Below are 21312 nucleotides of genomic sequence, written 5' to 3' on the forward strand. Positions count from 1 at the left end.
CGAGCTAGCACGCCGAGCCTCGGCCTGTCGCGCGACGCCCGCGACCCGAGATGACATCCATGACCGCCGAGAGCTTCGCGCCGAAATCCGACTTCCTGCGGATCCTGACCGAGCGCGGCTATATCCACCAGACCTCGGACCTCGCCGGCATCGACGCGGCGGCTCTGGAGGGGCGGCTGACCACCTATGTCGGCTACGACTGCACGGCGCCCTCGCTGCATGTCGGCCACCTGTTGTCGATCATGATGCTGCACTGGCTGCAGGCCACCGGGGGCAAGCCCATCGCCCTGATGGGCGGCGGCACGACCCGGGTCGGCGACCCGTCGGGGCGCGACGAGACCCGCAAGATCCTGACCGTCGAGCAGATCGACGCCAACAAGGCCGAGATCCGCAAGACCTTCGACCAGTTCCTGCGCTTCGGCACGGGCACCGACGACGCCGTGATGGTCGATAACGCCGAGTGGCTGACGAAGCTCAACTACATCGAGATGCTGCGCGACGTCGGCCGGCATTTCTCGGTGAACCGCATGCTGTCGATGGACAGCGTCCGCCTGCGGCTGGAGCGTGACCAGGAACTCTCGTTCCTGGAGTTCAACTACATGATCCTGCAGTCGTACGATTTCGTGGAGCTGAACCGCCGCTTCGGCTGCGTGATGCAGATGGGCGGATCGGATCAGTGGGGCAACATCGTCAACGGCATCGATCTCGGCCGCCGCATGGGCACGCCGCAGCTCTACGCCCTGACCTGCCCGCTGCTCACCACCGCGTCGGGCGCCAAGATGGGCAAGACCGCGGCCGGCGCGGTCTGGCTGAACCCGGACATGCTGAAACCCTACGATTATTGGCAGTTCTGGCGGAACACCGAGGATGCCGACGTCGCCCGCTTCCTCAAGCTGTTCACGCTGCTGCCGATGACGGAGATCGCCCGTCTGGCGGCTCTGGCCGGCTCCGAGATCAACGCGGCCAAGACGGTGCTGGCGACCGAGGCCACGGCCCTGATGCATGGTCGCGAGGCCGCGGAGGCCGCCGCCGAGACCGCGCGCAAGACGTTCGTGGAAGGCACGCTGGCCACGGATCTCCCGAGCGTCACCGTGCCGGCCGCGACCCTGGAGGCCGGTCTCGGTGTCCTCACCGCCTTCGGCCCGGACGTCGCCAAGCTGGTTCCGTCGACCAGCGAGGCCCGGCGCCAGATCAAGGGCGGCGGCCTGCGGGTCAACGACGTGCCGGTCACCGACGAGAAGGCCCTGCTCGGACGGGGGGATCTCAACGGCGACGGGGTGATCAAGCTGTCGTTCGGGAAGAAGAGGCACGTGCTGCTGCGGGCGGAATGAGCTCGTGCTAAGCGACGCCGCCTGTCCCGCAGCCGAGCGGGTCAGGCGGCGGGCTTCCCAAGGACGACGAGCCGCCGATCCCTCGGCGGCTCCGGATTACGGGTCCAGGCCTTCCTCGACCCGCCGTGCGGCGCGCAGCTTTTCGACACGAGCCACCGAGAAGACGGACGCCTCGTAGAGAAGCAGCATCGGGATCGCCAGCGACAGCTGCGAGATCACGTCCGGCGGCGTCAGCACGGCAGCGGCCACGAAGACCAGGACGATGGCGTAGCGCCGCTTCTCACGCAGGAAGGCGGCGTCGATAATGCCGATCTGGCCGAGCAGGGTCAGGATGACCGGCAGCTGGAACGCGATCCCGAACGCGAAGATCAGCGTCATGATCAGCGAGAGATACTCGTCGACCTTCGGTAGCAGCTTGATCGTCGGCTCTCCGGCCACGCCCACCTGCTGGAGCGACACCGAGAACTTGATCAGCAGCGGCATCGCCAGGAAGAACACCACCAGCGCGCCGAGGATGAAGAAGATCGGCGTGGCCACGAGGTAGGGCAGGAACGCCTTGCGCTCGTTCCGGTAAAGGCCGGGCGCCACGAACGCGTAGATCTGGGTCGCGATCACCGGGAAAGCCAGGAAGGCCGCGCCGAAGACGCTGAGCTTGATGTTGGTGAAGACCTGCTCGAGGAAGTGCGTCGCGATCAGCTCGGCGTTCTGGGCGCCGACGATCGAGACATAAGGATAGACGAGGATGTTGTAGATATCGCGCGAGAAAAAGAAGCAGGCGAAGAACATCAACACGAACGCGATCAACGACTTGATCAATCGTGACCGCAATTCGATCAGATGCTCGAGCAGAGGCGCCCGTGACGCCTCGATTTCGGCCTCGTCCGCCTCGCTGATCATCGGGCCGCCGTGCCGTTCTTCGAGTCCGCGGACTCGTGATGGGAGGCAGGTGGCTCGGGCGAGCCGAACGGATCGTCCACCGATCCTGGAATTGGGAGCGGGATATCGGCCGCCGCCTGCGGTGCGGGATCCTGCGAGGACCCGGCGGCCGAATGCGGGGTGACCGGCGGCTCGGGCACCGGGGCCGGCGAGACGGCGTCCTGCTCAGCCTTGAGCTGTGCGGTCGCGTCGGCGAGCGAGCGGGTGTCCGCCGCGGGCGCCTCGGGGCCCAGCTTCTCGGGCCCGACCTTGGCGCGGCCCTCGACCGCGCCCTTCAGCTCGTCCCGGATCGTCTGCACAGGGTTGAAGGTCGAGCTTGCCGTCCGGACGGTGTTGCGGATTCCGTCGACCTCCCGCCGGACGTCGTCGAGTTCGGCCTCGCGGATCGCCTCGTTGAACTGCATCTGGAACTCGCCGGCCATGCGGCGCAGCTTCGACGTGACCTGCCCGACGGTGCGGAGCGCCTTCGGCAGATCCTTCGGCCCGATGACGATGAGGGCGACGCCGCCGATCAGCATCACCTCGCCCCAGCTCATGTCCAGCATGTCGTCGACGGTCCTGCTGCCCTGAGATCCGCACCTGCGTCCGGATCCCGTCAGGCTCTACACGAGCGCGCGCGCTCTGACAGTCCCCGAGACCATCTTGCCGTCAGACCGGCTTGCGTTCGCCGCCGGGCAGGTGGCTCGCCGGGATCGCGGTCCCGGGGCTGGTCTCGGCGGTGTGCGGGATCGTCCGGACCGGCTCGCTCGGCGGCGCCACGTTCTGGCTCGCCGGAGGCGTCTCGTCCTCGGCCATGCCCTTCTTGAACGCCTTGATGCCCTTGGCGACGTCGCCCATCAGGTCGGAGACCTTACCGCGGCCGAAGAGCAGCATCACGATGACCGCGACGATGACCCAGTGCCAGATACTCATGCTGCCCATGGCAACCTCCTGCGTGCGCCCCCAGCTGCGAGAGCGTGACGCCACGTCCGGGTGAGGATTTCCGGGCGAACCTAGGGATCGCGCTGCCCGAACACAAGCAGAGGCGATGCCACGGCCGGTGGAATGCCGCAGCGACGGCTGTGGATCAGGCCGCGGCGAGCGCGGCGGCGAACTGCGCCCGCGCTTCGGGAACATCGAGGCCGTCGCCCAAAGGGTCGAGGCGCGCGAGGGCCGCTCCGGCCCGCTCGGCCGCCCGGCCCGCCAGCAGCGGCGCCGCCTCGGCAACGGCGCGCATCTCATCCATGACGCCGTTGCAATGCAGACCGACGTCGATCCCCGCATCGAAGGCGGCTTGCGTGCGGTCGCGGAACGTCCCCGTGAGCGCGTGCATCGATAGATCGTCGGTCATCAGCAGACCGTCGAACCCGATCGCGCCCCGGATCACAGTGCGGATGACCTCCCGCGACTGCGTCGCGGGACGCTCGGGATCGATGGCGGTGAAGACCACGTGCGCGCTCATGGCCATCGGCATGTCGGCCAGCGCCCGGAAGGGTCGGAAATCCTGCGCGACGAGGGAGTCCAGGCTCGCATCGACGATCGGAAGGTCGTGGTGGCTGTCGCAGGCCGCGCGGCCGTGGCCCGGCATATGTTTCACCACCGGAAGCACGCCGCCCGCCATCAGGCCCTCGGCGACCGCGCGCCCAATCTCGGCGACGGCGTCGGGGTCCGTCCCGTACGCCCGGTCGCCGATGATGTCGTGCGAGCCAGGCGCGGGAACATCGAGCACGGGCGCGCAATCGACGTTGATGCCGACCTCGGCAAGATCGTGCGCGATGAGCCGGGCGCCGAGCCGGGCGATGGTCGCGGCGCTCCCGTTGAGGCGTCCGTATCGGCCGCCCGCCGGATAGGCCGGCCAGTGCGGCGGCCCCATCCGCTGAACCCGGCCGCCCTCCTGGTCGATCAGGATGGGCGCCGTGTCTGAGCCGATGCAGCCGCGGAGCGCGTCCGTCAGGGCGCGGACTTCCTCGGGCGTTCCGATGTTGCGCTTGAACAGGATGAAGCCCCAGGGCCGCACGTCGCGGAAGAAAGCGGCCTCTTCGGCGGAGAGCGACTTGCCGGCGCAGCCGAGGATCAGGGCACGGGAGGTCATCGGGACGTCTCGGGGACTTCTTGGTGGCTGCGTGACAGACGAGTCGCGCACTTTAGGCGGTCCGGATCGGTGCCGGCAGAGTCGGGCGGGATCAGGGAGCCCGCAAGACCAAACCGCGGCTCAGAACGTCGGATCGGCAGCATGGCAGTCCGGTGTTGCCGCCGGGGATCTGCGCCCTGCCCGGTCCGTCGCGCGCTACGCCCGGTCGATCCCGCCGGATCGATTGAAACGAGGATCAGGCGGGTGACACCAAGGCCTAGGATCGGCTGCCCGTTAGTTCTTGGCGACGAAGCACTGACCGCCCTGGCCCTGAAGGGCGCTGCAGAGGCTGGCCGCCTCGGTCTTGTCCAGCGGCCCGACGCGGACGCGGTAGATGGTCTTGCCGTTGACCTCCGCCTGCCGGATCAGCTCGGGCTTGCCGGCGAGCTGGGTGTACTTGGCCTGCATCTGCCGGAACGCCACCTTCGCGTCCGCGGCGGAATTGCGCACGCCGAGCTGCACCGAGAAGCCGCTGACGGGGCCGTTGCTGATGGCGGTGTCGTCGGACTGGGTCGTGCTGGCGGTCGTGTCCGGGGCAGCCGGAGCCACGGCAGCCACCCGCTGGGCAGCCTTCGGCGGCGGCTTCACCGCGACGGGCTTCGGCGCCTGCGCATCGACGGGCGCGGGAGCCGGCGCCGCCTCGACCGGCGCTGGGATGGCCGGCGGCAGGCTGGCCGCGGCCTGCCGGACCGGCTTGGCCTTGGGCGGAGCGGGTTCGTCGCCGGGCAGCACCATGGTGGGGATCGGGGCCGGACCCGCGTCGGCCTGAGCCGCTTCGCGGGCCGGTTGGGCGGGCGGGGCTTCCGGCTTGACCGCGACGGTCCGGACCCGACGCGGCTCGCCGAACGCCTCGAAGGGGCCGTTGCCCGGCGTCGTGCCGCCCTGGCTGTTGCCGGCGAGGGATGGACCCTGAGCGGCCCGCGCGGCCTCGCCGACGTCCAGCGGCTGCTCCTCGCGGTTCACGATCTTGATCTGGCCGTCCTTCTTGCCCTTGGGATCGTAGATCTGGCGGTTCTGATCGGGGATCTCGACACCGTCGGTGACCTTCGGAGCCACCTTGAGCGGCGTCGTGTCGGCCTGAACGACGGGGACGCCGCCGTGCCCGGAGCTGCTCAGACCCTTGTAGGTGAGCGCACCCGTGACCGCGACTGCGACGACGGCAATGCCGGCGCCGACCGAAACCAGACGACGGCGGGGATTCACGCGGCGCAGCGCCCGGCCATCTTCGTAGGCGCCGTCGATCCCGTCCTGCGGCTCCTGGCCGCCCTGCGCGTAGGGGCCGGCCTCCTGGTGCGTGTCCTGGTCGACCGAGGCGAGATACTGGTCGAACGCGTCGGCCGGCGTCGCCTTAGGGGTCTCGGGTGTGAAGCTGGGCTCGACTCGGCCGTTCCAGCCGGGTTGCACCTGGGCATTGGGCTCCGTCCGCATCTCTTCACGGGCGGCGAGAAGCGCGCGGAACGGGTCATCTTGGCCGACGATGCGGGCGAGCTCGGCCAGCGGGTCCGCCTTGCCCGCGGCCTGCGGCGCGCGGGCGCCGTCCTGACGCAGATCGCGCGCGAGGGCGTCGAGATCGACCTGAGCGCGCGAAGCGTTCGTCATGGCAGCATCCTCACATCAGCGCCGGTGACCGGCCCGATGCTCCCGGGCCTATCGCATCTCGTCCGGCGCGGTCACACCGAGAACCGCAAGGCCTGTGGCTAGCGTGCTCCTGAGAGCTTCGACGAGCGCCAGCCGGGCCCAGGTCGACTTTCGGTCGGTTGCATTAACAAACCGTAATTGCGGCAAGTCTTTGCCCTTGTTCCAGAAACTATGAAGCGCGGAGGCAAGTTCATAGAGGTGGAACGCGATTCTGTGCGGCTCGTGCGCCACGGCGGCGGATTCGAGGACCCGCGGGTACTGGGCGATCAGGCGCATCATCTCGATCTCGCCGGAATCGGTCAGGACGCCGAGATCCGCATCCTGCACCAGGGCGCCGGCCGAGAGATCCGCGTCGGGAAACGCCTCTCGGGCCTGCCGCTGGACCGATCGGGCGCGGGCATGAGCGTACTGAACGTAGAAGACCGGGTTGTCCTTGGATTGCTCGACCACCTTGGCGAGATCGAAATCCAGGGTCGCGTCGTTCTTCCGGTAGAGCATCATGAAACGGATCGCGTCGCGGCCGACCTCGTCGATGACGTCGCGCAGGGTCACGAATTCGCCGGCGCGCTTCGACATCTTCACGGGCTCGCCTGCGCGTAACAGCCGCACCAGCTGGCATAGCTTGATGTCCAGCGTCGCCTTGCCGTCGCTGACCGCCTTCACGGCCGCCTGCATGCGCTTCACGTAGCCGCCGTGGTCGGCGCCGAGGACGTCGATCAGCTCGGTGGCCCCTGCGAGGTACTTCGCCCGGTGATAGGCGATGTCCGAGGCGAAATAGGTGTAGGAGCCGTCCGACTTCAGCAGCGGCCGGTCGCTGTCGTCGCCGAATTCCCGGGTGCGGAACAGCGTCTGCTCGCGATCCTCCCAATCCTCCGGCAGCTGCCCCTTGGGCGGCGGAAGACGGCCCTCGTAGACGAGGCCTTTCTCGCGAAGCTCCTGCAGCAGCGCCTTCACGGCGCCGCTCTGCTGCAGCGTCCGCTCGGAGAAGAACACGTCGTGCCGGATCCCGATCGCCTCGAGATCGGCCCGGATCATGTCCATCATCATGCCGAGCGCGATCTCGCGCACCACAGGCAGCCATTCCGCCTCCGGCTGGTCCAGCAGGGCGCGGCCGTGAAGCTCCGCGAGCTTGGCACCCACCGGCTTGAGGTAGTCGCCGGGATAGAGCCCCTCGGCGATGACGAAGGGCTCGCCGAGCGCTTCGCGGTAGCGCTGGAAGGCCGAACGGGCGAGCACGTCGACCTGGGCGCCGGCATCGTTGATGTAATACTCCCGCGTCACCTGCCGGCCGGCGGCGACCAGAAGGTTGCAGAGCGCATCGCCGAAGACCGCCCCGCGGCCGTGGCCGACATGCATCGGCCCGGTCGGGTTGGCCGACACGTACTCGACATTGATCGGTCCGCCGGACAGCTGCGCGCGGCCGAACCTTTCGGGCTCCGTCAGCGCGCTGCGCAGGACCGCCTGGAAGATCTCCGGCACAAGGCGCAGGTTGATGAAGCCGGGGCCGGCGACGCTGATCTCGGCGATCCGCGGATCCGCCCGCAGCTCCGCCGCCAGCGCTTCGCCGAGGGCCTTGGGATTCGTCCGGGCCTCCTTGGCGAGCACCAGGGCCGCGTTGGTCGCAAGGTCGCCGTGCGACGGATCACGGGGCGGCTCGACGACCACGCGGCCGAGGTCGAGACCGTCCGGCAGTTGGCCGGCGCGCGTCAGCGCTTCCACGGCCTCGCGCACACGCGCCTCGAACAGGGCGAAGATGTTCATCGGTCTCGGTCTCGCTCGCGCGGGGATCTCGTCGGCTGGCCTACCCGGCCTGCGCCCGCCCGGGTGCTCTAGCAAGGGGGCGGTGGGGTGTCACGGCATCGGGCAGCCGCGTCCGATACGCGAACCGAAGGCCTCCTGAACCGAGCGGCGCGCGGCGGCACGTTATCCCGTGCGATAAATACTGATCCCTGCGGGCGTGCCTTGTCTTGACGGAAATCAGGCGGTGTCCTGACAGGTGATCGTAAGATCCTCGATCACGGAGAGACTGATGAAAACCTTGATGATCGCGGCAACGGCGCTCGGCGCCGTGATCCTGGCTGCCCCGAACGCGGAAGCCCGCGGCTTCCGGTACGGCGGCTTCTACGGCGGCGGTTTCCATGGCGGCGGCTATGGCTATCGGGGATTCGCGGGGCGCGGCTTCTACGGCCGCGGCTACGGGTATGGCCGCGGCTTCGGCTATGGACTTGCCGGCGCCGGCATCGGGCTGGGTCTCGGCCTCGCCGCGGGCAGCCTTTACGGGTCCTATGGCTATGGCGGGTATGGCGGCTACGGTTATGGCTACGGCTATCCGGCCGCCTATGGCGGCTACAGCTACAGCTATCCGGCCGGCTATTACGGCGGTTATGGTTACGGGTACGGCTGCGGCTGCTGACCGCTATGCCCCTCGCCCGGCCTCACGGCTCGGCGAGGGGCAATCCCCGGCTCGGCAATTCCCAGTGCAGGTCCGGCGTCGAATCGTACAGCTTACGGTGGGCCAGCACCGCGTAGGTGTCGGTCATGCCGGCGATGTAGTCCGCGACCCTGCGCGCGATGCGTGCCTCGCCGGCGCCGTCGAGGCCGGTGCTCCACTCCTCGGGCATGCGCGACGGATTCGCGGTGAAGGCGGTGAACAGGTCGCGGACGATGGCGTCGGCCTTTGTGCGCACCGCCACGACGCCCGGATGCCGGTACATCCGCCCCCACAGGAAGCGCATGATGTCGGCGTCGGCTGCCGCGATCTCCGGTGAGAACGCGATGACCGGGGCGTCGGCCCGGCGGATATCCTCGACGCTGCGCGGGTCCAAAGCCGCGATGCGGCGGCCGCCTTCGCGGATCACGTCCTCGACGAAGCGCGTGATCACGCGCCGCGCCAGTTCGTGGATCTTCCGCGACGGTTCGAGACCCGGATGAAGCCGGTCGATCTCGTCGAGGAGGTCGGCCAGGAACGGGACCGCGCGCAGGTCCGGGATCTCGAACAAGCCGGCACGCAGCCCGTCGTCTAGGTCGTGGGCCGCGTAGGCGATATCGTCGGCTAGCGAGGCGGCCTGCGCCTCCGGGCCGGCCTGGCTCCACAGGTCCAGGGGATTCAGAGCATCATATTCGAGGATCGCGGCCGGGACTCCGCGCTCGACGTAGCGCGGGGTCGGCCGACCGTCGGCGCTGAGCAGCGGCCCGTTGTGCTTGACCAGGCCTTCGAGAGTCTCCCAGGCGAGGTTGAGCCCGTCGAAACCGGCGTAGCGCCGCTCCAGGCGCGTGACGATCCGCAAGGCCTGGGCATTGTGGTCGAAACCCCCATGGGGGGCCAAGCAGGCGTCGAGGGCGTCCTCACCTGTATGGCCGAAGCAGGTGTGGCCGAGGTCGTGGCTCAGCGCCAGCGCTTCCGCGAGGTCCTCGTCGAGGCCCAGGGCCCGGGCGAGCGCACGGCCGATCTGGCTGACCTCGAGAGTGTGGGTCAGCCGCGTGCGATAATGATCGCCCTCATGATGCACGAAGACCTGCGTCTTGTGCTTGAGGCGCCGGAAGGCCGTCGAGTGGATGATCCGGTCCCGGTCGCGCTGAAAATCGCTGCGCGTGGGCGAGCCGGCTTCGGGGATGAGCCGGCCACGGGTCCGGGCCGGATCCGTGGCGTAGGGCGCGCGCCAGCGCTCACCGTTCGCTCGCACGATGCCCGCTCGCCTTCGCCCGCAACCTGGTCATGACCCCTCCCCGTCCGGCGCGTTGCAGCGCGGGCCCATGGCTCATATCTTGTGGGTCGAGGCGTCCGCGGCAACACACGCGCGCCGCCGTCCACCGAACGAATGCGTGGCCAGAGACCGATGGCTGATATCACCCTGACCGCCCGCGCGGCCAAGCGCATCAACGAGATCATGGGCTCCGAGCCATCCGGCTCGTCGTTGCGGATCAGCGTCAACGGCGGAGGTTGCTCGGGCTTCTCCTACGCCTTCGACATCGCCCGGGATCGCGAGGCTCAGGACATCGCGATCGAGCGCGACGGCGCCACCGTGATCGTCGATCCGGTCTCGCTGGAATACATGAGCGGCTCGACCATCGACTTCGTGAACGATCTGATCGGCCAGTCCTTCAAGATCGAAAACCCGCTTGCGACCGCCTCCTGCGGCTGTGGCACGTCCTTCTCGCTCTAGGCGGCCAGCCGGCTGGCCGTTGCGCTCTTACGACACCCGGCCCGGCTCGGACGCTTGACCCGGGCCGCGCGATTGCCAGGTCCGGCAAAACGCGGCACCCCTACGGGATCCTGCAAAAGCCCCGGTCCCGAGACGGTCATGATCCATCCGAAGGCCAGCTTCCGCCTCCGGTCGGCCTTGGCGGCGGCCGGTGCGATGGTCCTGCTCGGCCTCGGCGTTCCCTTGGCGCCCGTCGCCGCACAGGAGGGCGCCGCCGCCGTTCAGGACATCACCGTCACCGACGTGGTGCTGCCGCTTGGCGGGACGCTGCTCAAGGCGCCAAAGCTGACTGCGAGTGGCACGCGCCTCTCTAAAGAGGACCTTGCCGGGATCCTCCGGCCGGACTCGTCTGTGCCCTGGGAAACGCGGCTCGCCCAGCTCGATGCCGGGAGCCTCACGGTTCCGGTTCTGACGTCGGAGAATGTCGGGCCCGGCGAAAACCGCCAGATCGTCACGTACCGCGACGTCGTCGCGCGCGATGTCCGGGGCGGCCGCGTCGGCGAGCTGATCGCCGCAGGTGCAACGATCAGCGTCGTCGCGGGGCCGAACCGCAGTTCCGGCACCTACGGCCAGGTGCGGGCGACGGATCTCGATCTCGCAGCACTCAATCGCCTCTACACCCTCCCGGGGGACGGGAAGGGACCGGTCCAGCGCGTCTACGGCACCGTTCAGGTCTCCGACGTGACCTACTCAGACGCACGCGGGACAACCGTGAAGATCGCGCGCCTGAGCGGGCGCGATCTCGGCGGTCGTCAGGTGCCCGACGGTTGGAACGGGGCCTTCGAAATCGTGGCCGCGGGCTTCCAGGGGGCGAATGACCGGCGTGCCTTCGCCGGCGCGGCCGCCGACCTGATCGAGGCGACCGCCGTGGGAAGCCTGGAGATGCAGGGCCTGAGCGTCAGCGATTCCGACCCGCGGGGGCCGGTGCTGTTCAAGATCGGCCGTGTCGGCTACGCATCCGCGGGATCGGATGCCGGGACGGTTCTGCAGGATCTCGCGTTTTCGCGCGGGAGCCTGCGCGCGCATATCGGCCGCCTCGCCCTCGCCGGAACCTCGCTGTCACCCACGGTGGCGGCGCTGCGCGGTATCGCCGCCGAACCCGGGGCAGACGCCAGCCTGTCGGATGTTGAGATGCGCCGTCTGGCGCCGACGCTCGGCAACCTGACCCTGAACGATCTGTCGATCGATCTTCCGTCCGAGGTCGCGCCAGACCCGGCGCCCCCGCGCGACGCCCGGGCCCCCGCGCGCGGCGCCGGTCCCGACGCGAGCCGGCCGGGCATCGGCAAAGCGGCAGATCCCAAGGTTGCGGACCTGAAGGCGGCCGATCCCCTCGCCGTAACGGTGTCGCCCCGCCCCGCGCGCCAGATCGGCCTGCGCAATGCGGTCCTGGCCTTCGGGCCGCCCAGCGACGGCGTGCCGAGCACCAGCCGCCTCAGCCTGAATGGCCTGAGCTTGCCGGCGGATCTGCTGGCCGGCGCGCCGATCCTCGGCATGCTGCCGGTCTACGGCTACCGGGACCTCGACCTCGATGCCGTGGCCGATGCGAGCCTGGACGAGAAGGCGCGCGATCTGTCGCTGCGCGAGATCACGGTCACCGGGCGCGACATCGGGACGGTCCGGTTGTCGGGGACGCTGGGCGGCATCGGGCCGGAGCTGTTCTCCGGGTCCCTGCCGGCGGCGACGATGCTGATGTTCTCCGGGAGCGCCAAGACCCTCGACCTGACGGTGGAGAATGCCGGCCTGTTCGAGCGCTTCCTCACAGCGCAGTCGAAGGACATGAGCCTCAAGCCGGATGAGCTGCGCAAGGAATACGTCACCGCCAGCCTGCTCGGTGTGCCGATCATCCTCGGCAACAGCGCCGCCGCGAAAGGGATCGGCGCCGCCATGGGCCAGTTCGTGATGAAGCCCGGGAAGCTGGTCGTGCACGCCAAGGCCAAGGAGCCGGCGGGGATCGGCTTCATCGATCTCGGCGCCGCGCGCTCGCCGGCCGCGGTGCTCGACCGGCTGGAAGTCGAGGCGAAGGCGAACTGAGCGCGCCGGGGGGCGCTGCGCACCACCGGCGCGTCGGGCGGCCTAGACAGCGATGATGTCGGGGTGGCGAGCCGCGAGCGACGCCCGCGTCGCCTCGGCCCAGGCGCGGTCGCGGGCGCGTCGCGGACGGTCGAGGGGTACATCGCCGATGAGGCTTGCCGGACGCCGCGACACGAGCAGAAGCCGATCCGCGATGCCGATGGCCTCGGCGACGTTGTGGGTCACCATCAGGACGCTCATGCCGGCTCTGTCCACCGTGTCCACCACGAGCCCGCGCAGCTCGGCGGCGGCGGCATCGTCCAGGGAGACGAACGGCTCGTCGAGCACGAGGATCCGCGGTCCGGCGGCGAGGGCCCGGGCGAGCGCGACCCGGCGCTGCATCCCGAGAGAGAGCGCCTTGGGATAGCTCCCGCGCCAAGCCGTCAGCCCGAGCTGCGCGAACAGCTCGTCGAGGTTCTGGTCACGGCGTGCCCGGGGCAGCCCGAGGCGGACATTGTGCTCAATACTTCGCCAAGGCAGCAGCCGGGGCTCCTGGAAGACGATCCCGGCCTTGTCCGCCCCTGAGACGCGTCCCTCGAAATCCGGATCGAGGCCGAGCAGGATCCGCAGGGTCGTGGTCTTTCCCGCGCCCGAGGGACCGATCAGGCAGACGATCTCGCCGGCGCCGACGCCGAACGCGAGGCCGCGGACCGCCTCGACCGGCTCAGCGCCAGGGGGCCGGTACCATTTCGCGTCGATCGCGACCTGGAGGACGGGCTCAGCGCCAGCGGCGGACATGGGTTTCGAGCCGCTGCAGCAGGAGGACATCGATGCCGATCATCACGGCCATGAAGACGAGGCTGTAGCCGATGATCGCGGCCACGTCGGTGCTCTGGACGAAGTAGTAGTTGATCGCGAATCCGACCCCGTCCGGGCGTCCGAGCAGCTCGACCACCAGGACGATTTTCCAGGCGAGCGAGAGGCCCGAGCGAGCTGCGGTGACCATGTAGGGCTGCAGCTGCGGGATCAGCACGTCGCGGATCCAGGCGCGGCGGTCGAGGCGGTAGGCCCTCGCCATCTCGTCGAGGCCTGGATCGAGGTTCCGCGCGCCCTCGCGCACGATCACCGCTACGTTCGGGAGCTTGTTGAGCACCACCGCGAGGATCGCCGCCGTCTCGGTCAGCCCGACCCAGACATAGGCCAGCACCGTGATGACCAGAGCCGGCGTGTTGAGCAGGACGAGGAGCGGCGTGTCGAGGGTCAGGTCGGCGGCCTTCGACCGCCCGAGGGCGACGCCCAGCGCGACCCCGAGCGCCATCGCCACCGTGAACGAGATCGCGACCCGGAGCAGCGTCACACCGACATTGTGGACGAGGTCGCCGCGTTCGGCCTCTTGCACGATGAAGCGCAGCACCGTGAGGGGCGCTGGCAGCAGACGCGACCCGGCCTCCAGCGCGGCAGCCTGCCACGCGGCGACGAGTACGATGAGCGACGCGATGCGGGTCAGTGCGCCCATGCGGTCCCGGCGTTCCGGAAGACCGTCACGGCAGCCGAGCGGAGGGGTGCCTCAGCCATTCCGGCCGGAATCGTAGTAGAGGTCAGGCGGGAGAGCGTTGCCCTTGCCGACCAGGCGGGTGCCGCCGAGCCGCGCCATCACGGCGTAGAGCTTCTCGGCATCGGCGCGCTCCTCGGCCACCGGCCTGCGCGGGATGCCGGCCAGGAAATCGCGCTTCAGGGCCTCGAAGGTGGCGTCATCCTCGGCAGCCATCAGCGGGCGCACGATCTGCCAGGTGCTCGGATCCTGGGCCAGCATGTCCTTGGCGGCCCGCGACGCCCGGGCGAAGCCGGCCACCGCGTCCGGCTTCTCCTTCACGGTCGTGTCCTGGAACAGGTAGCCGATCAGCGCGACATCGCCCGACACGCCCAGGGCGTGCATGACGTCCTCGGCCCCGACGAGCCGGCGGTACTTCTTGGCCTCAAGCCGCGCGCAGTAGGTCCAGTAAGTCAGCGCCGCGTCGAGAGCGCCCTGCTCCAGCTTCAGCGTGATCAGCGGCGGCGCACCGTAGGCGATCTCGGCTGCGTGCTCGAGGTCGATGCCGGCAGCGTCCTTGGCCTGGGCCTTCAAGAGCAGCCAGTTCTTGTCGAGGGGGCCGCCGGCCACGCCGAGACGTTTGCCGTCGAGGTCCTTCAAGGACTTGATCGCGCTGTCGGCCGGCACCATCACGGCGCCTTCCGAAGTCGAATACGGAATGAAACGGACGGCCTGTCCGTCGTTGCCGAGGCGGGCTGCCCAGAGCAGGTCGCCGATGATCGTGTCGACCTGACCGCCGATGAAGCTGATCCGCGCGGCATCGTTCCCGGCAAGCTTGACCGCGTCGAGCTGGAAGCCGTTCGCGGTATCGAGGCCGCGCGCCTTGATGACGGCCGCCTCCCAGGTCGAGGTGCCGAAGGGCAGGCTGCCCAGGCGGATGACCGGCGCGTCGGCGCGTGCCGCCCGCAGGCCGAGGCCGCCGAGCAGGCTTCCGGCGAGCATCGCGCGCCGTGACAGCATCACGCCTTCTCCCATCGTATTGCGCAGTTTTCAGCAGCCGCAGACTGAGGTGCCGAGTGGTCCGGGCGCCATTGGAAAATGGTCATAGGGCTCGCATGAGCCTGCGTCCACCGCGCACGATGCGCTTGCGCGTGACCGGCCGCGGCGGCACCTTCACCGGGTTCATGCAAAACGGGAGGATTGGGCCATGACCGAGCGACGCGAAGGCGCTCTGGACACCGCGACCGTAGAGGCGCGGCTGAAAGCTGAATTGCCGGCGTGGCGGTTGGAGGATGGGTGGATCCGCCGCACCTACAAGACCGCAGGCTGGAAGAGCACGCTGATGGTCATCAACACCGTGGGCCACCTCGCCGAGGCCGCGTGGCACCATCCCGACATCACGGCGTCTTACGCCTGGGTCGAGGTCCGGCTCATGAACCACGCCGCGAAGGGCATCACCGACAAGGATTTCGCCCTCGCGCGGAAGATCGAGGAAGTGGTCGCGTGGCAGCCGGGCCAGGAAGGCCAGGGCCTCGAAGGCACGCCGACCGATGCCCGCTTCGCCTACATCAAGTACGACAAGTAGCGGCGGGCCGAGCGTCACTGCGGGTCCTTCACCCGGCGGCACTCGGTCTTGAGGTAGGCGCTCTTGCCGATCTCGTCGCGCCGCTCGGTGCGGGCGATGATCTCCTGCCACCCGGTGGCGCAGCCGAGCTCGTTGGCGACCCGGACCTTGCGCACTTCCAGCGCCTGTTGGTCGGTGCAGGCGTCCTGGGCGAGGCCGTTGGCGCAGACCAGGACGACGGCGATGAAGGCGTTCATGCAGGTGGTGTCCCCGTTACGGCTCCACCCTACGCGCCGGCCGGCGCGAAAGTTGCGCCCGTCGTCATGTCCCACCATCTCGTGATGGATGGCGCCGGTGATCCCGCCCCGTGCGGGCGGACGGATGGGAGCGCTCCGACCACCTGGCGATCCGGACGGGCGGGTCCTGATGCCCGTTCGGATGAAGACTTCCGCCCTGCTGTCTTTGCGAGCGGAGCGAAACAATCCAGTCAGCGCGACACCGGCCGATGTCGCGCTGCCCTGGGTCGCTTCGCTGCGCTCGTGATGACGGAGAGCGCGATCCTCCGAAAGGATCGTCACGGTCGGCCCGCCTGAGGGGGCGAAAAGGCGGGCCGACCGTTTCTCGCAGCGCCAACACAGGGCGCCGCGATCTCTTGCCGCCGCCGTTCAGGCGGCGTGCGTCGCCGTGGCGCCGGCAGTGGGCCGGATGCGGTAGCAGCCGACATACAGGGCGGGCAGGAACAGCAGCGTCAGGAACGTCGCTGCCAGGATGCCGCCGATCATCGCGAAGGCCATCGGGCCCCAGAACACCTCGCGGGCGATCGGAATCAGGCCCAGGCTCGCCGCCGCGGCCGTCAGCAGGATCGGCCGCATGCGGTGGTGGGTCGCCTCGAACACGGCGTCCCACGGGGCCATCCCCTCGGCCCGGAACTCCTCGATCTGGCTCACCAGGATCACCGCGTTGCGGATGATGATGCCGATCAGCGCCAGGATGCCCAGGATGGCGACGAAGCCCATGGGCTTGTCGAACAGCAGGAGCGCCGGAACCACGCCGATCAGGCCGAGCGGCGCGACCGTGAACACGAGCAGCATCCGCCCGAAGCTCTGGAGCTGCATCATCAGCAGCAGGGCCATGGCGAGCAGCATGACCGGGACGACGGCCGCGATCGGGCCCTGGCCTTTGGCCGATTCCTCGACTGCGCCGCCGGTCTGGAGCGTGTAACCCTCCGGCAGCGTCTTGATGAAGGCGTCGATCCCGGGTTGCAGGGCGGCCACGATGGTGGCGGGCTGCGTGGCATCGTGGATCGTCGCGCGCACCGTCACCGTCGGCAGCCGGTCCCGACGCCAGACGATCGGCTGTTCGAGGTCGTAGCCGATCCGCGCGAAGGCGAGGAGCGGCACCACCGTTCCGTTGGCGAGACCAACCTGAAGCGACTGGAGGGTGTCCAGCGACGACCGCTCCGCCGCCCGGGCCCGGCCGACGACATTCACCAGGTAGATCGAATCGCGCACCTGGGTGATCGCCTGGCCACCCTCGATCCCGTTGAGAATGCCGGCCACATCCTGGCTGGTCACGCCGAGCTGGCGCGCCTTGTCCTGCAGGATCTCGACCCGCAGCACCTTGCCGGGCTCGTTCCAGTCGAAGGTCGGGACGTCGAGGCGCTTGTCCGAGGCCACCACGTTCGCGAGGTCGAGGGCGAGGTGGCGCGCGGTCTCCATATTGGGCCCGCTGAGACGATACTGGACCGGCCGGCCGACAGGCGGCCCGAGGCTCAGCGGCTGCACCAGCACGTCGGTGCCGACGAAGTCGCGCTGGGCGATATCCTGAAGTCGCGCCATGACCCGGTCGCGCAGCTCCAGGGATTTCGTGACGATCACGATCTGACCGTAGAACGCGTTCGCGAGCTGCTGGTCGAGGGGCAGGTAGAAGCGCACGGCGCCCTGCCCGACATAGGACGACCAGCTCGTCACGTCCGGATCGTCCTTCAGCTTCGCCTCGAACCGATCCATCTGGGCTTTGGTCTCGGCGATCGTGGCGTTCTGCGGCAGCGTCAGGTCGACCAGCAGCTCGGACCGATCCGAGGACGGAAAGAATTGCTGCTGCACGTGTCCCATCCCGACGATCGCGCTGATCATCAGCGCGAGGGACAGGACCACCGTGGTCCAGCGCCACCGCATGGCGACACGGAGCGCGGCCAGGAATAGGCGGGTGAAGAGACCCCGCTTCTCCGTGTGGTGCTTCATGGTTTTCGGCAGGAGCGTGACGCCGATCAGCGGGGCGAACAGCACCGCCACGACCCACGACACCAGCAGCGCGGCGGCGATGACCACGAACAGCGAGTAGGTGTACTCGCCCGCGCCCGACCCGTTGAACCCGATGGGCAGGAATCCGGCTACCGTGACGAGCGTGCCGGTCAGCATCGGGAACGCCGTAGAGGTGTAGGCGAAGGTCGCGGCCTTCCGCAGCGTGTCGCCGCGCTCAAGGCGGGCGACCATCATCTCCACGGTGATCATGGCGTCGTCGACCAGGAGGCCGAGGGCGATGATCAGGGCGCCGAGCGAGATACGCTGCAGCGTCACATCCATGATCTGCATGACCACGAACACGATCGCCAGAACCAGCGGGATCGACACGGACACCACCAGCCCGGCGCGGACACCGAGGCTCACGAAGCTGACGGCGAGCACGATGATCACCGCCTCGACCAGGGCCTCGGTGAAGCCGCCGACCGCGTGCTCCACCTGCTTGGGCTGGTCCGACACGAGATGGACGCCGACGCCCACCGGCAGCTTGGCCTCGATCAGCCGCATGCGCTCCTTCAGGGCTTCGCCGAAATGCAGCAGGTTGGCGCCCGGCCGCATGGCGATGGCGAGGCCGATGGCGGGCTTGCCCTCGAACCGGAACATCGGTGCAGGCGGGTCCTCGTAGCCGCGGCTGATCTCGGCGATGTCGGCGAGGCGGAAGAAGCGATCATTCACCCGCAGGTTGAAGTCCTGGAGCGCCGCCTCTGAGGCGAACGAGCCGCTGACCCGAAGCGAGACCCGTTCCGGACCCGCCTGGACCACACCGGAGGCCGAGACCGCATTCTGCGCCTGCAGCGCCTTGATCAGTGCCTGGAAGTCAATGCCGTAGCCGGCGAGCTTGCGGGTCGAGAAGTCGAGGAAGATCGTCTCGGCCTGAGTGCCGATCAGCTGGGTCTTGCCGATATCGGGGACCCGCAGCACCTCGGTGCGGACGCCCTCCACGTAGTCGCGCAGCTGCCGATAGGTCAGCCCGTCGGCCGTGAACGCGTAGATGTTGCCGTAGACGTCGCCGAACTCGTCGTTGAAGAACGGGCCCTGCACGCCGTCCGGAAACTGGCCCTTGATGTCGCCGAGGCGCTTGCGCACCTGGTAGAAGGCCGGCTGGATCTCGCCCTTCTTCAGCGTGTCGCGGAACTGCACGAAGACCGTGGAGGACCCCGGGGTCGTGTAGCTCCGGACGTAGTCGAGCCCGTTGAGCTGCTGCAGCTCCTTCTCGACCCGGTCGGTGACCTGATCGATCGTATCCTTGATGGTCGCACCCGGCCATGTCGTCTGCACGACCATGGTCTTGATCGTGAACGGCGGATCCTCCTCGCGGCCCAGGCGCGAATAGGCCATCACGCCGGCGACGAGCGAGACGAGCATCAGAAACCAGACGAACGAGCGGTGCCCGAGCGCCCAGTCGGAAAGGTTGAAGTCCTTCACGCAGAAACCCCGTGCGGCCGGCTCAAACGGCGCCGTCGGTCAGGCGCACGGCCTGGCCTTCCTTCAGTGCGTGGACGCCGGCGACGACGACCCGGTCGCCGGGCTGCAACCCGGCGGTGATGGCGATCCGGCCCGTCTCCCCCCGGCCGGGCTGCGGCGCCACCGTCACGTCACGGCGCGCCACCGACTTGGCGTCGGCGGAGACCACCCAGACGGAGCGGCGGCCGTCCTGATCGAGCAGGGCCGATGCGGGCAGCAGGAAGCGCCGCTCGACCTTGCTGGTGAGCGCCACGTTGATGGTCGCACCGAGCCGGAACGCGGGGTTCGGATCCTCGAGCGAAATGCGGATGCGGCGCGAGCGCGTCCCCGCTTCTGCGAGCGGTGCGATCTCGCGTACCCGTCCGCGCGCGGTCAGGTCTGGGGCGCTCTGGAGCGCCACCGTGAAGATGCAGTCGGCCGGCAACGCGCCTACATAGGCTTCCGGAATGTCGACCACCGCCTCGCGGACGTCGGGCCGCGCCACCGTCACGACGCCCTGTCCGGCGCTCAGGACCTGACCGACCTCGGCCAGGCGCTGCGTGATCACGCCGTCGAATTCAGCCTTCAGCTCGGTGTAGCCCATCTGATCGCGGGCCTTCTGAAGGCTGGCCTGCGCCTGCTCGACGCGCGCCCGGGCGGTCTCACGTTTCGCCACGGCCTGGTCGAGGGTGGCTTGCGCGACGCTGTTGCCGGTCATCAGACGGCGCGTCCGCGCCTCGGCGGACTCGGCGTTCTCGGCCTGCGCGCGCGCGTCGGCGAGATCCGCCTCGGCGCGCGTCAGGTCGAAGCGTGAGACGATGATGTCGAGGGCGGCCAGACGTTGCCCCTTCTTGACGATGTCGCCGACCGTCACGTCGCGCGCCACCATCCGGCCGGGAATCTGGAAGCCGAGCTGTGCCTGGTATCGGGGCTCGATCGTTCCCGCGAACGGGCCGAAGGTGATGGTATCGCTCGGTTCGGCGACCTGCGTCAGCACGGGGCGCACGGGCGCCGCCTCGGCGGTAGAGTCCTGCGCCTTGTCCTCGTGACCGTTGCACCCGCCAAGCACCGCGGCCAGCAGAGTGACGGTGAGGATCGCATGCGGCCTCATGGACGGGCTCCGACCTCGGCGGCCGCGACCGTCTGGCCGGGCCGAAGGAACTGGATGCCGGCCACCACCACGCGCTCGCCCGGCTCGACGCCGCGCTTCAGCGCGATGATGTCCGGCCCGAAACGATCGATCTCGACAGCGCGCACCGACACGGTCCGCTGGGCCGGATCGTAGATCCACACGGAGGGGCGTCCGTCGTAGCGGTAGAGGGCGGACCAGGGCAGAACCACGGCCTCGTGCGGCGCGAACTGTCCCCGCCCGACCACGACAGCCCCGAGGCCCATCGCGCCCGGCGTCGACTGGAGACCGATCTTGACGCGGACCGTCCCGCTCGACGCGTCGACCGTGGGCGAGATCTCGCGCACGGTCCCGGTCGCCGTGACGTTCGGATCGGATTGCAGCGCGACGGCCACGGTGTCGCTGGCGGGCGGCTGGGCGGTGAGTGACTCGTACACGTTGAAGACCGCATCCCGCGGCCCGTCCTGCGCGAGCACCAGCACAGTTTGACCGGACTGCACCACCTGCCCGACCTCGAAGCTGCGGCTGGTCACGATGCCGGCGACACCGGCGCGCAGCTCCGTGTAGGAGAACTGCTCCTGCGCGGTGCCGAGTGCGGCCTTGGCGGAATCTACCGCGGCCTGCGTGGTCCTCAGCTCCTGCTCGGCGTTGTCGTAGGCGGTCCGCGTCGTGAAGCCGCCGGCCAGAAGCTGCTTCTGCCGCTCGAACGACATCCTGGCCTGCGTCAGCAGCGCCTCCGACGAGGTGACGGCCGCTTTGGCGTTGTCGAGATTCGCCCGCTGGGTCAGCGGCTCGAGCACAGCGAGGACTTGGTCCGCCGCGACATGGTCACCGATCTCCACCCGTCGCTCGGCGACCTTTCCGTTCGTCCGGAATGAGACGTTGACCTGCGCCTGGGCCTGGATGTCGCCCGTCAGCACCACGTCTAGGGCCATCGGCGTGCGCTGGGCCTCGACGATCCGCACCCGCGCGGGCGACGGATCGACCGTCGCGACAGGCTCGGCCTGGGCGAAGTTCATGCCGACCGGCGCGATCAATGCGAGCAGAAAGCCGGTTGGACAGAGAGCGGCGAAACGGATCATGCGGTCGACCTTCTCGGCCGGGCTCGTGCAGAG

Annotated in this window: 19 protein-coding genes; 5 read left to right on the plus strand and 14 right to left on the minus strand. The window is 69.0% G+C overall.

Annotation, left to right across the window (positions count from 1 at the left end; genetic code table 11):
- The first annotated feature begins 59 nt into the window (after positions 1–59).
- Positions 60–1331 (plus strand): tyrosine--tRNA ligase, encoded by a 1272-nt coding sequence (gene tyrS, locus AC3WSN_RS15230; protein ID WP_492539011.1) that lies wholly within the window; start codon positions 60–62, stop codon positions 1329–1331.
- A gap of 96 nt (positions 1332–1427) precedes the next feature.
- On the opposite strand, the gene tatC is transcribed toward tyrS, so the two are convergent.
- From tatC to argS, 6 genes are all read right to left on the minus strand, one after another.
- The gene (tatC, locus tag AC3WSN_RS15235; protein WP_192707715.1) at positions 1428–2228 is read right to left on the minus strand and encodes a twin-arginine translocase subunit TatC; all 801 of its coding nucleotides are present in this window, start codon (positions 2226–2228) and stop codon (positions 1428–1430) included.
- Entirely contained in the window at positions 2225–2812 is a 588-nt protein-coding gene (gene tatB / locus AC3WSN_RS15240) for a Sec-independent protein translocase protein TatB (protein ID WP_492539013.1), read from the minus strand. The genes tatC and tatB overlap by 4 nt, the downstream gene beginning before the upstream one ends.
- Positions 2813–2915: 103 nt before the next feature.
- Positions 2916–3188: a twin-arginine translocase TatA/TatE family subunit gene (locus AC3WSN_RS15245; RefSeq protein WP_192707713.1), complete on the minus strand. Its 273-nt coding sequence runs from the start codon at positions 3186–3188 to the stop codon at positions 2916–2918.
- A 145-nt stretch (positions 3189–3333) separates the two neighbouring features.
- Positions 3334–4338: a beta-N-acetylhexosaminidase gene (nagZ, locus tag AC3WSN_RS15250; RefSeq protein ID WP_492539015.1), complete on the minus strand. Its 1005-nt coding sequence runs from the start codon at positions 4336–4338 to the stop codon at positions 3334–3336.
- A gap of 273 nt (positions 4339–4611) precedes the next feature.
- Positions 4612–5976 carry an SPOR domain-containing protein gene (locus tag AC3WSN_RS15255; RefSeq protein WP_492539017.1) on the minus strand — a complete coding sequence of 455 codons (1365 nt, stop codon included), beginning with the start codon at positions 5974–5976 and terminating at the stop codon, positions 4612–4614.
- A 48-nt stretch (positions 5977–6024) separates the two neighbouring features.
- On the minus strand, positions 6025–7776 hold the full coding sequence (argS, locus tag AC3WSN_RS15260; protein ID WP_192707710.1) for an arginine--tRNA ligase: 1752 nt from the start codon (positions 7774–7776) through the stop codon (positions 6025–6027).
- 268 nt (positions 7777–8044) lie between these two features.
- Between argS and AC3WSN_RS15265 the strand changes: the two genes are divergently transcribed.
- Positions 8045–8428, plus strand: a complete 384-nt coding sequence (locus AC3WSN_RS15265; protein WP_492539019.1) for a hypothetical protein — start codon at positions 8045–8047, stop codon at positions 8426–8428.
- A gap of 22 nt (positions 8429–8450) precedes the next feature.
- Here the strand turns inward: AC3WSN_RS15265 and AC3WSN_RS15270 are convergent, their stop codons facing one another.
- Positions 8451–9698: a deoxyguanosinetriphosphate triphosphohydrolase gene (locus AC3WSN_RS15270; protein WP_492539021.1), complete on the minus strand. Its 1248-nt coding sequence runs from the start codon at positions 9696–9698 to the stop codon at positions 8451–8453.
- Between the two features lie 153 nt (positions 9699–9851).
- Here AC3WSN_RS15270 and AC3WSN_RS15275 point away from each other — a divergent pair, with 153 nt between their 5' ends.
- Positions 9852–10178 carry a HesB/IscA family protein gene (locus AC3WSN_RS15275; RefSeq protein WP_192707707.1) on the plus strand — a complete coding sequence of 109 codons (327 nt, stop codon included), beginning with the start codon at positions 9852–9854 and terminating at the stop codon, positions 10176–10178.
- A gap of 138 nt (positions 10179–10316) precedes the next feature.
- Positions 10317–12248 (plus strand): aq_1923 C-terminal domain, encoded by a 1932-nt coding sequence (locus AC3WSN_RS15280; RefSeq protein WP_492539023.1) that lies wholly within the window; start codon positions 10317–10319, stop codon positions 12246–12248.
- Positions 12249–12290: 42 nt separating this feature from the next.
- Here the strand turns inward: AC3WSN_RS15280 and AC3WSN_RS15285 are convergent, their stop codons facing one another.
- From AC3WSN_RS15285 to AC3WSN_RS15295, 3 genes are read right to left on the minus strand one after another with little or no spacing between them, the layout of a single operon-like run.
- On the minus strand, positions 12291–13025 hold the full coding sequence (locus AC3WSN_RS15285) for an ABC transporter ATP-binding protein (RefSeq protein WP_192707705.1): 735 nt from the start codon (positions 13023–13025) through the stop codon (positions 12291–12293).
- Positions 13006–13743 carry an ABC transporter permease gene (locus AC3WSN_RS15290; protein WP_192707704.1) on the minus strand — a complete coding sequence of 246 codons (738 nt, stop codon included), beginning with the start codon at positions 13741–13743 and terminating at the stop codon, positions 13006–13008. Before AC3WSN_RS15290 ends, AC3WSN_RS15285 begins: the two co-directional genes overlap by 20 nt.
- A gap of 51 nt (positions 13744–13794) precedes the next feature.
- A complete protein-coding gene (locus AC3WSN_RS15295; protein ID WP_192707703.1) occupies positions 13795–14778 on the minus strand; it encodes an ABC transporter substrate-binding protein in 984 nt (327 codons plus the stop codon).
- A gap of 187 nt (positions 14779–14965) precedes the next feature.
- On the opposite strand from AC3WSN_RS15295, the gene AC3WSN_RS15300 reads away from it, so the two are divergent.
- Complete coding sequence (locus AC3WSN_RS15300; protein ID WP_492539026.1) at positions 14966–15343, plus strand: 4a-hydroxytetrahydrobiopterin dehydratase; 378 nt, start codon at positions 14966–14968, stop codon at positions 15341–15343.
- 14 nt (positions 15344–15357) lie between these two features.
- On the opposite strand, the gene AC3WSN_RS15305 is transcribed toward AC3WSN_RS15300, so the two are convergent.
- The 4 genes from AC3WSN_RS15305 to AC3WSN_RS15320 form a co-directional block, all read right to left on the minus strand.
- Positions 15358–15579, minus strand: a complete 222-nt coding sequence (locus AC3WSN_RS15305) for a hypothetical protein (RefSeq protein ID WP_192707701.1) — start codon at positions 15577–15579, stop codon at positions 15358–15360.
- A gap of 408 nt (positions 15580–15987) precedes the next feature.
- A complete protein-coding gene (locus AC3WSN_RS15310; protein ID WP_492539028.1) occupies positions 15988–19050 on the minus strand; it encodes an efflux RND transporter permease subunit in 3063 nt (1020 codons plus the stop codon).
- A 22-nt stretch (positions 19051–19072) separates the two neighbouring features.
- Positions 19073–20179: an efflux RND transporter periplasmic adaptor subunit gene (locus tag AC3WSN_RS15315; protein ID WP_492539030.1), complete on the minus strand. Its 1107-nt coding sequence runs from the start codon at positions 20177–20179 to the stop codon at positions 19073–19075.
- Positions 20176–21279 (minus strand): efflux RND transporter periplasmic adaptor subunit, encoded by a 1104-nt coding sequence (locus AC3WSN_RS15320; protein WP_492539032.1) that lies wholly within the window; start codon positions 21277–21279, stop codon positions 20176–20178. The genes AC3WSN_RS15315 and AC3WSN_RS15320 overlap by 4 nt, the downstream gene beginning before the upstream one ends.
- Between the last annotated feature and the right edge of the window lie 33 nt (positions 21280–21312).

The organism is Methylobacterium sp. FW102-HT35C08 (assembly GCF_058790235.1).